Origin of the sequence: Parvibium lacunae (assembly GCF_003335215.1) — a bacterium.
Taxonomy (GTDB): domain Bacteria; phylum Pseudomonadota; class Gammaproteobacteria; order Burkholderiales; family Burkholderiaceae_D; genus Parvibium; species Parvibium lacunae.
Genome location: NZ_QPGB01000001.1, coordinates 21,077 through 34,563, shown reverse-complemented (window position 1 = coordinate 34,563; position 13,487 = coordinate 21,077). Strand labels below are relative to the sequence as shown.

Below are 13,487 nucleotides of genomic sequence, written 5' to 3'. Positions count from 1 at the left end.
CGTTCTTAAAATAGTAGAGCACTTATTGTACGTGCTCTGTGCGCAGATTGCCCTACCTAATTTGATCGAGCTTATTTGACCGATCTTTGCAGCATGCGGGATAATGCGGGCTATGTCTGAACCTTGCCTCTCTCTACGTGTGCTGGCGCTGATCCCGCCGATGACCCAGCTCAACACACCCTATCCTTCCACCGCCTATCTCACAGGTTTTTTACGTCAACATCACGTGCCCGCAAGCCAGGCTGATCTGGCCTTGCAAACCGTGTTGACCCTGTTCTCTCCCACCGGCTTAGATGCGATTGCCGATGAGATTGAGCAAGAAGACGAAGTGACGGAACGGGTTGCCCTGTTTCTCGAACAGTTTGGCGCGTATCGTGCCACCATCGGCCCCACCCTGCAATTTTTACAAGGGCAAGACAGCACGCTCGCGCATCGCATTAACACCCGCCGCTTTCTACCCGAAGGGCCGCGCTTTGAATCCCTACAGGCTTACGTTGAAGATGCTGGCGATCCGCTGGCCTGGGCCTTTGGCGCGCTGGGCGCACAAGATCGCGCGCGGCACTTGGCCACGCTCTATTTGAATGATATTGCGGATGTGATTCGTGATGCGATTGACAGCCGCTTTGAGTTTGTCCGTTATGCCGAATCGCTAGCCAGTAGCCAAGCCACGTTTGAACCGCTCGCGCAAGCGCTCGCGGCACCCTTAACCCTCGTTGATAAGGTCTTGATTGCCCATACCCACGAGGCACTGGCCACGCATCAGCCTCAGGTGGTCTTACTCTCGGCGCCCTTTCCCGGTTCGGTGTATGGCGCCCTGCGGATTGCGCAGGCGATTAAGGCACAGTCGCCACAGACCAAGGTTGTGCTGGGCGGCGGTTATGTGAATACCGAGCTGCGTGAACTGGGCGAACCCCGCTTATTTGATTATGTGGATTTCGTGACGCTGGATGCGGGTGAACGTCCAATTCTGGCACTCCTGGAGCACCTCGCTGGCCAGCGCGGGCCGCAACGCTTGGTTCGCACCTTTATCCGCCAAGATGGGGCGGTGCGCTATATCAATTGGGCCGAACCCGATGTCCCTTTTGCGGAAGTCGGTACACCTACCTGGGATGGCCTACCCCTGAAAAGTTATTTGTCCTTGCTGGACATGCTTAACCCCATGCATCGCCTGTGGAGTGATGGTCGCTGGAACAAACTGACCGTGGCGCATGGCTGCTATTGGAAAAAATGCAGCTTTTGCGATGTGGGCCTGGACTATATTGCCCGCTATGAAAACGCCAGCGCCCAGGAACTGGCCAACCGCATCGAAACTATTGTGGCAGAAACAGGGCAGACGGGTTTTCACTTTGTGGATGAAGCCGCGCCACCGAAAGCTCTCAAAGCCTTATCCGCAGAAATTATTCAGCGTAATCTGGCCATTTCCTGGTGGGGCAATGTACGTTTTGAAAAATCGTTTAGTGCTGAACTGTGCCAGCAGCTGGCGGATAGCGGCTGCATTGCGATTAGTGGTGGCTTGGAAGTGGCCTCGGATCGCCTGCTGAAACTGATGCAAAAAGGCGTGTCGGTAGCGCAAGTCGCCCGTGTGACCAAAAACTTTAGCGATGCGGGCATTCTGGTGCATGCCTACTTGATGTATGGCTTTCCCACCCAAACCGTGCAAGACACCGTAGATGCGCTGGAATATGTGCGCCAGCTCTTTGCGGCTGGATGCATACAATCCGGCTACTTCCACCGTTTTGCTTGCACCGTGCATTCACCCGTGGGCAAGAACCCAGAGGCGTACGGCATTCAGCTATTACCGTTACCGGCAGGTAATTTTGCGAAGAATGATGTGGGCTTTATTGACCCAACGGGCGTCGATCACGATAGCCTAGGCCAGGCACTCAACAAAGCACTGTACAACTATATGCACGGGATTGGTCTGGAAGCGAATGTACGCACGTGGTTTAGTGGCAAAGTACCACGACCTACGGTGCCACGCGACTTTATCGAACGCGCCTTAATGCCCCTGCCATAGCATTCTCATCATGGAGCAACTCGGCCTTTCCTGAAACAGATTCAAGCTAAAATCTACCCCATTGTTATTACCGCCAATAGGAAAATCATGTCTCGAATTTCACTTAGTCGTCACCTCATCACACAACAGCATGCTGGCACTATCTCTGCGGACTTACGCCTGTTAATTGAAGTGGTTGCAAGGGCGTGTAAAGCCATCAGTCACGCTGTCTCTAAAGGAGCCCTCGGCGATATCATGGGCGAAGCTGGCACCGGTAATATTCAAGGAGAGGCACAAAAGAAACTGGATGTTATCTCCAACGAGATTTTGCTCGAAGCCAATGAATGGGGTGGGCATTTAGCGGGCATGGCTTCTGAAGAAATGGAGCATCCCTATCAAATACCAGGGCAATACCCACGGGGTGCTTATCTCCTTTTGTTTGATCCCTTGGATGGCTCATCGAATATTGATGTCAATGTTTCTATCGGGACGATTTTCTCGGTCTTGCGCTGCCCAGATGGCATGGCGGGTACAGAAGAGGCTTTTTTACAACCGGGAACACAACAGGTCGCCGCTGGCTATACAGTCTATGGGCCGCAAACCCAACTGATTCTCACCACCGGCAATGGCGTATTTGGTTTCACCCTCGATCGTGAACAAGGTAGTTTTGTGTTGACGCAAGAGAATATTCAAATCCCAACTACGACCAAGGAATTTGCGATCAACATGTCTAACCAACGCCATTGGCAAGCGCCGGTACAACGCTATATTGGTGAACTGCTGGCGGGAAAAACAGGGGTACGTGGCAAAGATTACAACATGCGTTGGATTGCTTCTATGGTTGCAGATGTTCATCGTATTTTGAATCGTGGTGGTATATTTATGTATCCCCGCGACAATCGGGAAGCTGACAAGCCAGGCAAGTTACGGTTAATGTATGAGGCCAACCCCATGAGCTTTATTGTCGAACAAGCGGGGGGCGCTGCAACAAATGGCTATCAACGCATTTTAGAAATCCAACCAGAAAAACTCCACCAACGCGTCGCCGTTTTTCTCGGCTCCAAGGAAGAGGTAGCGCAGGTAACGCAATACCATCAAACTGACCTGTAATTTTTTTCTTACAGAGAAATTAGGGCAACGATGACATCGTTGCCCTTTTTTTTTCGCTTGCCGCGACGTTATTAGGTTCAGGAGACCTGTGTAAGTTGTGCCAGCTCACCGATAACCGGGAGGCAAGCTATGCATCCATTACTTGAACAGCAAATTCGGGAACATTGGGGAGATTCTCCGATGCTCGGGAAAATGCGGCGACTGATCGAGGTAATTGATCATACCTACGATAGTAAAGAACAATCGCAGCGGCGTATCGAAAATTCTCTGGCTGAACTCTCAATGGAATTAACCGAGAGGAATGGCGTGCTGCAACGCGAGTTAGCGATTCGCTCAGCCGCCGAAGAGCAATTACAACGAGAAAAAGCGGAACAAAAAAAACTAATTAGTCGCTTAGAGGAAACGCATAACAAGCTGCTGCAATCAGAAAAAATGGCTTCGATTGGCCAGCTTGCCGCTGGCGTTGCCCACGAGATAAATAATCCGATTGGCTTCGTTAATTCCAATCTATCAAGCCTAAAAGGATACGTCGATGATTTACTGGCGGTCATCGAGAGCTTACGGCAAGCACTTGATGACCCGAATCAAAAAGAGAATGCCACTAAAAAATTACAAGAAGCTGATCTGGATTATCTCAGTGAAGATGTATTGGCCCTGTTGAACGAGTCCCAGGATGGGATTCAACGTGTTCGGAGAATTGTGCAAGATCTCAAAGACTTCTCGCATGTAGACCAAGGGGAATGGGGCTGGACAGACTTACATCGCGGCCTTGATAGCACCCTGAATATTGTTAATAACGAGATCAAATACAAGGCGACGGTACACAAACAATACAGCGAGATTCCCCAATTATTCTGCCAAGCGTCACAACTGAATCAGGTCTTTATGAATTTACTGGTCAACGCGGCGCATGCCATTGAGGAACGGGGCGATATTTTTCTGAGTACGCAGACGTTGAGCTTATTCGATAAGCCCTGGATTAGTGTTGAAATTCGGGATACCGGCAAAGGAATCCCCGAAGAAAATCTTAATCGTATTTTTGATCCATTCTTTACCACTAAACCGGTGGGGCAAGGCACAGGCTTAGGTCTTTCACTCTCTTATGGCATTGTACAAAAACACCGCGGCAGAATCGAGGTGGAGAGCGAGCTGGACGTCGGGACCACGTTCCGGGTTTTGTTGCCGCTGGAGACGCCAGCAGTCGAATCGCTTAGCCCCAATCGCACTGGAGGCAAAGAATGAATCACTCCCCCAATTTGGCCACGAATGCTTATCAACACTTCAGCAGTGGTCAGTGTGATATGGAAAGTGGCTTACCACTACGTATCCCCTTTACCGAGTGGCTGGATAATCAACTGCTTAACCAACCAGAGGAACAGCTAGGTGCGTGTTTTATGCTCGACCCTGGGTTGGCTGGTCTATCGCAATACGTCGATGATGACGCGCTCGATTGGGTGCAACGGGATTTAACGCAGCAACTCAAACAACTTCACGTAGCCAATATCGTTGTAGGTCGCTTTGCTTATTCGCGCTTTGCTTTATGGCTTGGTAAGCTGGAAAGTTTAGACTTACTGGAACAAATTACAGAACAAATTTTGTTTGCTTGCAGCATTCCTACTCGTTCGGGAGGAGTCAATATTCAATTGCACCCCAAGATTGGGGTTGCATTATTTAATCAGCATGGTACAGAAGCGCCACAACTCTTAGAGGCGGCCCGATCAGCCCTCTCCGCCGCCCTCAGTCATGATTATCAGCGTTGGGTGCTGTATAGCTCAGAGCTGGGCCGCCACGTCTATGAGGAAATGCGCCTAAATGTCCAGCTGCAAGCAGCGCTTGAAACCTTGGCGAAGAGCCGGCGAGATACCGCCAATATGGTTATGTTTAATGAGGTAGCGCCGGTGACGAGTCAGCATGCGCTGCCCTTTGAATTGGCTTTCCAACCAGAAATCGATCTCTTGCAAGGCAAGGTCATTTATCTCGATACCAGCCTGATTTGGCGACATGCAGATTACCAATCTTTAAGTAGCAGTGAAATCCTAACACTGAGCGGGCAACTGGGCTATGCCAGAGTGCTGGGAGACTGGTGGTTAGAGCAAGCGACGGCTTTCTGGCACTTACTCAGAAATCAACATTTCAGTATTGATGGCATTACGTTACCGTTAATCTTTGAGCAGATCGCGCAGCCTCACTTCCACCGTAATCTATGTGAGCAATGCGAGCGGTTGATGATTCAACCACAGCAAATTCAATTTAGTCTGACAGAAAATGTTTTGCGCCAGGACCCAGAAAAGGTCTTACCGATTCTACAGATGATGCAGCAGAGTGGCTTTCGACTCATCATCAACCACTTTGGCTCGGGTTCCGCGAGTTTGGCAGAATTACAGGCCTACCCGATTGATGGGGTCTGCATCGAACCAGATTTTGTTAAACATATTCATCGCGATAGTAATAGCCATGCGATTGTGCGATCCATCTTGAGTATTACCCGCTGGATGAGTAAGGATGCGATTGCAGATGGCGTGCAGATGGAAGCCCAAGTCGCCATGTTGCAGCGGAATGGGTGCCACTTGATGCGTGGCCCCTGGTTTATGCCGCCGCAAGATCAGAATACCTTCCTCCAGTTAATCCAACAGGAGAGTTTTTTAAGTAAATTGCTTCCCCCTGGGCATCAAAACCAACCCACATTATTGTTATTGGATGATGAACCTAATATTCTTGCGGCCTTGAAGCGGGCCCTGCGTAGAGATGGTTATGTGATTTTTGCCACCACCGACCCCGAAGAAGCCTTTCAAATCTTGGCGGCTAATCGGATTGATGTTGTCGTCTCAGATCAGCGGATGCCACTCATGAGTGGGACCGAATTCCTGAAAAAAGTAAAAGATTTACATCCCAAAACCATGCGCATGGTGCTGTCTGGCTACACAGAAGTCCAATCAATTACAGAAGCCATTAACCAAGGAGCGATTTATAAGTTTCTGACCAAACCTTGGGATGATGAACAACTGCGCGCCAATATTGCCGAAGCGTTTCGACGTCTTAATATTGAAACGGAGAATGAACGCTTACAAGCTGCTCTTGAAACTGCCAATCAATCGCTGATTCACTTGAATCACACCCTTGAAAAACGTGTTGAAGAAAAGACCGAACAAGCTGCACGTGATCTGGAATTTTTAAGGATCACGCAGGAAATGTTAGACACCCTACCAATGGGGATTATTGGCATCGACAACAACGACATGATTGCCACCGCCAATGAAACAGCCTATTGCTGGTTAAGTCGTGGTGAAGGGTTGGTCGGCGAGTTGATTCTTAATGTCCTGCCAATCAATCTGGTTCATGAAATCATGAAATTCCGTGTTGGTGAGAAAACGGAATGGTCTGGCTGGCAGATCATTCAGCACGCGCCGTGTAAAGTCACCTTAAGGCGAATGGGGAAGCATTCTCAAGCTGAAGGGATGCTGTTGTTATTACAACGGATCTTAACGCCGAGTGATTAGGAGCAACGATGTATAACATTCACCCAGAATTTGATGATGCCGTGCTGGAAGCCCGCAACTTACCGGCATTTTCCAGTGAATTTATTAAAGAGCTGCAATTACTAACGAGCGATGAGTTAAACACGGCCGAGCTCGCAAAACATATCCGACTTGATCCTGCCTTGACGGCGCGTATTTTACGCGTCGCCAATTCGCCATTTTTTGGTATGCAGCGTCACATTGAATCGATAGAAGAAGCGATTTTAATTGTTGGGCTGCGCCATACGCGAGGCTTAGTGATTGCAGGTACCGTCATGTCAGCCTTGCAGCCGCAACCAAAAACGGGGCTCGACCCCGAGCAGTTTTGGCGTAATACCCTCGCAACAACGGCAGGCGCACAATCTATCGCTCACTATGTACTCGCGAACCATAGCCATCCACAAGCCATTTCTGTTGACGCTGCCTTTGTCGCTGGAATCTTGCATGATATTGGCAAACTCATGATGGCAGTGACTTGGGAAAGTCGCTACCTCCAGGTATCGCAACTCATTCATATCGAAAAACTCATGGCGCATGAAGCGGAACAGCGCATTTTTAGCTACGATCACAGCAAACTTGGTGCTGCAATTTGTGAACGCTGGTGGTTACCGAATGCGATCTGCCACGCCATCCACTATCACCATGAAGCGCAGCGTCCTACCCTCAACTTAGGCTTGGCTGAAAAAAATCTGGCCGCTGTCCTGTGCCTGGCTGATGCGATCAGCCCCCTGTTAACGCAACCCTGCCATAGCGAAGGGGAGGCCAATATGGACACCTTACTTGCCTTATTACCAGCAAACCAGCGTCATCTGGCTGAATTGGCGATGCGTGAATTAGAGATTGAATCTACCGCCCTATTGCCGTTAATTCCAGATATGCGTTTGATTTATTTATCGCTGTGTCATTTGGTTCAACTAAAAATGTCATGAACTCGGTTTCTTCTCCCCCCCCTGAAGCTTCTGTGTCAGATTCAGACTCCCTCACGCCCAAACCCAGGCTCTTGTTGATTGATGATGAGGTGGGGATCACGAACGCTTTACGGCGTCTGTTTAGACCCCACGGCTATCAGATAGAGGTTGCCGAATCTGGCGAAGCGGGGATCGCACTCTGCCGTGAAAAAGAATTTGATCTGGTGATCAGTGATATGCGGATGCCGGGTCTTGATGGTGCGCAAACGTTGGAAACGATCCGCGCGTTACAGCCTCACTGCATTCGTTTATTACTAACAGGCTATGCGGATATGCGGGCGACCATTGACGCCATTAACCGCGGCAAAATTTATCGTTACATCAGCAAGCCATGGGATGATGAAGAGGTCTTGGCGATTTTACGTGAGGCCTTTGAATTCAAATCCATGGCCGATGAAAATCGCCGCTTACAAGCTTTAACGCAAGCGCAGAATCATGCCTTGCAAAGTTTGAATGATGAATTAGAGCAGCGCGTGCAAGATCGCACGAAAGAATTACAGCAGACCTATTCTTTTCTAGATCTCGCGCATCAGCACTTACAAACCACCTTTGCCCACGCGGTCAGAACCTTCGCTAATTTAATCGAACTGCGTAGCCCGCTTATGGCGGGACATTCAAAGCGTGTCGCTGATTTGGCACAGGGCATTGCCTTGCGTATGGGCTTAAATGAAGCGGAATGTCGAACTATTTTTTTTGCTGGGCTGCTGCATGATATTGGCAAAATTGGTTTACCCGATCACCTCATGATTAAACCGATCACCACGATGCAGAGCGAGGAACTAAAGCAAATTGCTAAACACGTGACCAAAGGCGAGGCTGCGCTGATGAGTTTGGAAGAGCTACGACCCGCCGCCCAACTGATTCGCCTGCACCATGAGCGTTATGATGGTCAGGGTTATCCAGACAATCTCGCAGGGGAAGGGATTCCTTTAGGCGCACGCATTTTAGCTGTTGCAGAAGATTTCGATGAGTTGCAAATGGGCTTGATCAGCCCTAAAAAACTCAGCGCTGAGGACGCTCGTGATTTTATCCATGCGCATAAAGGAAAACGGTATGACCCACGAGTCGTCGATTATTTAAGCCAAGAACATGCCGCCCAAAAACAGGCAATCCAGCGCCCGGTTAGAACGCTTTCAACGGATGCCCTCCGTGCGGGAATGGTCCTAGCGCAAGACTTGATCAGCCACAGCGGTATCCTGCTGCTCGCCAAAGACTTCAAGTTAGATAATGATTTGATTCGCCAGCTCGCGAGCTTTGAACGCACCGATGGGCACTTGCTTGATGTGGTGGTTTACCGTGAATGAGGGGCGTCAGCAGCAAAGTGCCGTCTGGAAAGCAGACATTGCCTTAGAAAAGCAAAACGCCCCTAGCGGGGCGTTGATGAATACTGGTGGCTCGGGGCGGAATCGAACCACCGACACAAGGATTTTCAGTCCTCTGCTCTACCGACTGAGCTACCGAGCCAACTAAGACCAATATTATACACCTTTTAGCCGCACAGGCCAACTGTTGAGTAACGCTGGCGCATCATTCTTGGCGGGTTCGTTGTCGGCCCAGCACAGCTGCCTGCAATAAGGCCAACACCAAGCTGCAAGTCGGGGTAGGCACGCCATGTTGCTGGCCTAGTTCAATCACGGCTTCGATTAACGCCCCGGTTTCTAGTGGCCGAGCGGCTTCCATGTCTTGCAACATCGAAGTGCGAACCGGGCCTAGGCCTCGCCCAATCGCAATGCGCTCGGGAATACTCATCTGAATTTGCACGCCGCAGGCAGCAGCGACCGCGATTCCTTCTTGCATCATGCTGGTGATAATCCCGACCGTACCAGGATCGCTGGCAGCCGCCACCAAGGTGTAGCCCGTCAACGCAGTAACAGGGTTGAAAGACAAGTTACCGAGTAACTTAGTCCATAGCGCAAGCCGAATGTCTGGCGTCTGCTCACACAGCAGTCCCGCCTCATTGAATAGCGCTTGCCAAGCCGACAGCCGGTCCGACAGGCCACCGACTGGCTCACCCAAAATGACTTGCTGATAAGAAGACAGCTGCACCCGTCCAGGGGCCGGCATATTGGCGGCGAAATGCACCACAGCTCCGATAATATGCTGCCCGGCAAGCCGGGTTAACGCCAGACCGTCAGGATCAACCGCAAGAATCGGCGGCATCGTGGTGAGCGCTGAGCCAGCCGTGGCAGTATGCTGCCCATAGGGATACCACCAGGGAATGCCATTGATAGCCGGAATCACCACCGTATCAGGCCCCACCAAGGGCTGCAGGCTACTTAAAATCGCTGGAATGGCCGGGGCTTTCAGCGCGATGATCAGCGCATCCTGCACCCCCACCATCGCAGCCAAAGTGCTGGTGTTATCACTGGCTGTTACTCGCGCAACATGGCTTGCATCATGCGGTACGTCGTCAAACATCAAGCCATCTTTCTGAATCGCGGCCAGATGCGCGCCGCGCGCCAGCAAGCTCACCGTATGGCCGGCCAGCGCCAAACGCGCACCGATCACCCCGCCCACTGCCCCCGCACCAATGATGGTAATTTTTCTAGATGCCACTGCTCGCTCCTTGCTTAATCCACGGACAGGTTATGGCAGGAGGATGGTCGAGCCAGTTGTCTGTCGGGCTTCTAAGGCCCGGTGTGCCGCTGCTGCATCGGCCAATGCAAAGCGTTGATTGACACTGATTTTTACCTGGCCACTTAGCACAACGTCAAACAACTCTTGCGCGGCGGCAAGTAATTCGGTGCGCTGCGCTGTATAGGAAAACAAGGTTGGTCGGGTCACATACAGCGAGCCTTTTTGCGCCAGCAAACCAAGATCAAAGTTCTGTATCGGCCCACTGGCGTTGCCATATGAAACAAACAAGCCGCGTGGCTGCAAGCTGTCCAAAGACGCCATCAGCGTATCTTTACCAACAGAGTCATAGACGACTGGCACGCCTTGGCCATTGGTCAGCGCCCGCACCCGCTGGGCAACATCTTCTTGGGTGTAGAGAATCGTATGCGTACAACCGTGCGCTTGCGCGAGTGCGGCCTTTTCTGGCGTACTGACCGTACCGATCACGGTGGCGCCCAGCGCCCGCGCCCACTGACAGGCAATCAACCCTACCCCGCCCGCTGCAGCATGAATCAGGATAGTGTCACCCGCTTTGACTGGGTAGGTACGGCGTAATAAATATTGCGCGGTTAATCCTTGCAGCATCATGGCTGCCGCTGTTTCAAAATCAATCGCATCCGGTAATTTAACCAAATGGCTGGCGGGCATCACCCGCTCGGTCGCATAGGCGCCATTGGGATTACAGGCATAAGCCACTCGGTCGCCCACCGCGACTTCTTCCACGCCTGGGCCAACCGCTTCAATCACCCCTGCAGCTTCTTTACCAATCACCCCGGGTAAAGGCTGTGGGTAAAGCCCCGTGCGGAAATAGACATCAATGTAATTGAGGCCAATCGCATGGTGCTTAACCCGGACTTCCCCCGGCCCTGGCATCCCCACCTCCACCGCTTCGTAATGCAATACCTCAGGTCCACCGGTTTGATGAACACGAATCGCGTAAGCCATGACACTCTCCTTTTTCCTCATTGAAAACGATATCGACTCAGTAAGTAAATCCCCAGCAATACCACCGCAGCACCCACAAGTTGCCAGACAGAAATTGGTTCACCCAGTAACAGCGCACCGAGCACGATTGTCGCTAGCGGCCCCACCATACCCGTTTGCGACGTCACCCCCGCGCCGCAGTATGCAATCGCGAGCATCGTTAAATTAACGGGTAACACCGTACAAAAAAACGCATTGACCAATGCCAATCCGTAAACTGGCCAAGGGTAAGCTAAAACAGTCATCCAGCCCGCTGCACCGCGCAACAGAAAAAACTGGATCAAGCAAGCCAATGCCGCCACGGTTGTCGCCATCACCGTCAGCCGTAAACTACCGTAGCGACTCACCAGCTCACCACAAAATACCAAGTACAAGGCATAACAGATCGCACTGGCAAAAACTAGCATGGCGCCCAGGACGACGGTTGCGCCGCCTAACTGCACGTCGTGAATAAAGACGAAACCAATCCCGGCGTAGCTGATCAACAAGGCCCACCATTGCTCACGTCGAATCGGTTTAGCAAACCACCAACGTGAAAATAACAACACCAGAGTTGGGTAAAGAAAAAGAATCAATCGCTCCAGCGCGGCACTGATGTGCTGTAGCCCTAAAAAATCAAGATAGCTGGCCGCATAGTAGCCGAGTAAGCCCACAATCACGAGTTGACCTATCGCACGCCAACCCTTGGGATAAGGCTTGGCTGTCTGTAATTGAGCGCCTTTGACGCGTTGCCGATAACTATCCCAGAGCAACAACAAACCAAAAAAAGGCAAGGCCAGGCCCATCCGCATCGCCAGTTGGGTCTCTGCATCGACGTTATAGCGATAGCTCAACTTCACGATAATTGCCTTGGCCGAAAACAACACCGCGCCCAACAGCGCGGCTAACAGACCGAGTCGATAGCGCCGACGCATGATCGCGGCCTGAGACACTTCAGAGGGTGTTACTGGAGAAGGGGCAGTCTGCATTCGATGATTGTAAGTGTTTACTTAAAAGTTTGCATGGGGCATACTACGCTAAAAGTTAAGCGGATACTTAAAAATGCAATTGTCGACTCGGACACAACATCTCAGTAGCTCACTGGTGCGCGAAATCTTAGCTGTCGCCCAGCAACCCGACATGATTTCTTTCGCAGGCGGCCTGCCGGCTGCCGCTTGTATGCCAGAACTCGATCTTAGCCGGATTCCTGCGCGTTTTAACCAATATGGTGAAAGTCAGGGAGAGCCCGCTTTCCGGGCGACCATCGCCGCCCATCTGCAAACGCTGGGCTTACCGGTAAGCGCCGAACAGATTCTTGTCACCGCAGGGTCACAACAGGGCATCGATTTAATCAGCAAACTATGTATTGATCCGGGTACCGCAGTCATGGTGGAGCGCCCTACTTATTTGGCAGCCACCCAATGCTTCCGTTTTTTTGGCGCACGGCTGATTGAATTGCAACCGGGTGAATCAGGCCCCGATTTAGCCGCGTTGCGCACACAGCTGGCACGCGAACGGCCTGCGTTTGTCTATCTTATTCCTACCTTCCAAAACCCCACTGGACAATGCTACAGCCTGGCGACGCGGCAGGCGATTGCCAGTCTGTTAGATGAATTTGAGGTTGGCCTAGTCGAAGACGACCCCTATCGTGAGCTGGTTTACGAGGACTGTGAACGTACGCCTATTTGCAGCTTTTTGCAGCGTGCCAAATGGGTGTATTTGGGCAGTTTCTCAAAAGTCGCCATCCCAGGTCTGCGGCTGGGCTACCTGGCAGCCCATCCAGCCCTCTATGATGCGCTGCTAAAAATCAAGCAAGCCAGTGATTTGCACAGCAATCGCTGGGGGCAATATCTGCTGAACGAATTTGTACAATCACCAGCTTACCCTGCGCACCTAAACGCATTACGGCAACATTACCGGCAGCAACGCGAGATCATGGCAGACTGTCTGAACCAAGATTTTGCGGCGCTGGCCCAGTGGGAACGCCCCGTGGGAGGCTTGTTTTTCTGGGTTCGGTTAACACAGCAACACGACATGATGGCACTACTGCAAAAAGCGCTGGCAAATAAAGTGGCCTTCATGCCAGGCCAACCCTTCTTTGCCGACACGTCTCAAGTTTATCCGGCGATGCGGCTTAATTTCAGTCACAGCAACGCAGCGCAAATCAAACTGGGCTTGCAACGTTTGCACGCACTGCTCACTGAGAGCAGCCGACCGGCACGCGACTAAGCGATAGAGCACCACAAGCCAACGCACCATTCGCCAAAGGCTGCATGTTAAAATTTGGCTCAATTTTGCTTTGCTGCGCGCGCTCACTCT

General features: G+C 51.4%; 10 protein-coding genes and 1 tRNA gene. 7 read left to right on the top strand and 4 right to left on the bottom strand.

What is annotated here, in order from left to right; all coding sequences use genetic code 11:
• Window positions 1–112 precede the first annotated feature (112 nt).
• The 6 genes from DU000_RS00180 to nosR all read left to right on the top strand — a co-directional run bounded on the left by DU000_RS00180 (window position 113) and on the right by nosR (window position 8,893).
• Window positions 113–2,017 carry a B12-binding domain-containing radical SAM protein gene (locus DU000_RS00180; RefSeq protein ID WP_114401366.1) on the top strand — a complete coding sequence of 635 codons (1,905 nt, stop codon included), beginning with the start codon at window positions 113–115 and terminating at the stop codon, window positions 2,015–2,017.
• An 87-nt stretch (window positions 2,018–2,104) separates the two neighbouring features.
• Window positions 2,105–3,106, top strand: a complete 1,002-nt coding sequence (locus DU000_RS00175) for a class 1 fructose-bisphosphatase (RefSeq protein ID WP_114401365.1) — start codon at window positions 2,105–2,107, stop codon at window positions 3,104–3,106.
• 129 nt (window positions 3,107–3,235) lie between these two features.
• Entirely contained in the window at window positions 3,236–4,348 is a 1,113-nt protein-coding gene (locus tag DU000_RS00170; RefSeq protein WP_114401364.1) for an ATP-binding protein, read from the top strand.
• Entirely contained in the window at window positions 4,345–6,603 is a 2,259-nt protein-coding gene (locus DU000_RS00165; protein WP_114401363.1) for an EAL domain-containing protein, read from the top strand. The genes DU000_RS00170 and DU000_RS00165 overlap by 4 nt, the downstream gene beginning before the upstream one ends.
• Window positions 6,604–6,611: 8 nt before the next feature.
• Window positions 6,612–7,550, top strand: coding sequence for an HDOD domain-containing protein (locus DU000_RS00160; protein WP_114401362.1), 939 nt, complete (start codon window positions 6,612–6,614; stop codon window positions 7,548–7,550).
• A 32-nt stretch (window positions 7,551–7,582) separates the two neighbouring features.
• Window positions 7,583–8,893: a response regulator c-di-GMP phosphodiesterase, NosR family gene (gene nosR, locus DU000_RS00155; protein ID WP_205073987.1), complete on the top strand. Its 1,311-nt coding sequence runs from the start codon at window positions 7,583–7,585 to the stop codon at window positions 8,891–8,893.
• A gap of 84 nt (window positions 8,894–8,977) precedes the next feature.
• On the opposite strand, the gene DU000_RS00150 is transcribed toward nosR, so the two are convergent.
• The 4 genes from DU000_RS00150 to DU000_RS00135 all read right to left on the bottom strand — a co-directional run bounded on the left by DU000_RS00150 (window position 8,978) and on the right by DU000_RS00135 (window position 12,157).
• A tRNA-Phe gene (locus tag DU000_RS00150) sits at window positions 8,978–9,053 on the bottom strand.
• 63 nt (window positions 9,054–9,116) lie between these two features.
• Entirely contained in the window at window positions 9,117–10,145 is a 1,029-nt protein-coding gene (locus DU000_RS00145; protein ID WP_114401360.1) for a ketopantoate reductase family protein, read from the bottom strand.
• 30 nt (window positions 10,146–10,175) lie between these two features.
• Window positions 10,176–11,150: a quinone oxidoreductase family protein gene (locus DU000_RS00140; RefSeq protein WP_114401359.1), complete on the bottom strand. Its 975-nt coding sequence runs from the start codon at window positions 11,148–11,150 to the stop codon at window positions 10,176–10,178.
• 17 nt (window positions 11,151–11,167) lie between these two features.
• The gene (locus DU000_RS00135) at window positions 11,168–12,157 is read right to left on the bottom strand and encodes a DMT family transporter (RefSeq protein ID WP_114401358.1); all 990 of its coding nucleotides are present in this window, start codon (window positions 12,155–12,157) and stop codon (window positions 11,168–11,170) included.
• A gap of 73 nt (window positions 12,158–12,230) precedes the next feature.
• Here DU000_RS00135 and DU000_RS00130 point away from each other — a divergent pair, with 73 nt between their 5' ends.
• On the top strand, window positions 12,231–13,397 hold the full coding sequence (locus DU000_RS00130; protein ID WP_114401357.1) for an aminotransferase-like domain-containing protein: 1,167 nt from the start codon (window positions 12,231–12,233) through the stop codon (window positions 13,395–13,397).
• The last annotated feature ends 90 nt before the right edge of the window (window positions 13,398–13,487 follow it).

Coding starts and splice junctions, on each gene's coding strand:
- DU000_RS00170 (WP_114401364.1), top strand. CDS start 3,236: ATGCATCCATTACTTGAACAGCAAATTCGGGAACATTGGGGAGATTCT.
- DU000_RS00160 (WP_114401362.1), top strand. CDS start 6,612: ATGTATAACATTCACCCAGAATTTGATGATGCCGTGCTGGAAGCCCGC.
- DU000_RS00140 (WP_114401359.1), bottom strand. CDS start 11,150: ATGGCTTACGCGATTCGTGTTCATCAAACCGGTGGACCTGAGGTATTG.
- DU000_RS00175 (WP_114401365.1), top strand. CDS start 2,105: ATGTCTCGAATTTCACTTAGTCGTCACCTCATCACACAACAGCATGCT.
- DU000_RS00165 (WP_114401363.1), top strand. CDS start 4,345: ATGAATCACTCCCCCAATTTGGCCACGAATGCTTATCAACACTTCAGC.
- DU000_RS00135 (WP_114401358.1), bottom strand. CDS start 12,157: ATGCAGACTGCCCCTTCTCCAGTAACACCCTCTGAAGTGTCTCAGGCC.
- DU000_RS00130 (WP_114401357.1), top strand. CDS start 12,231: ATGCAATTGTCGACTCGGACACAACATCTCAGTAGCTCACTGGTGCGC.
- DU000_RS00180 (WP_114401366.1), top strand. CDS start 113: ATGTCTGAACCTTGCCTCTCTCTACGTGTGCTGGCGCTGATCCCGCCG.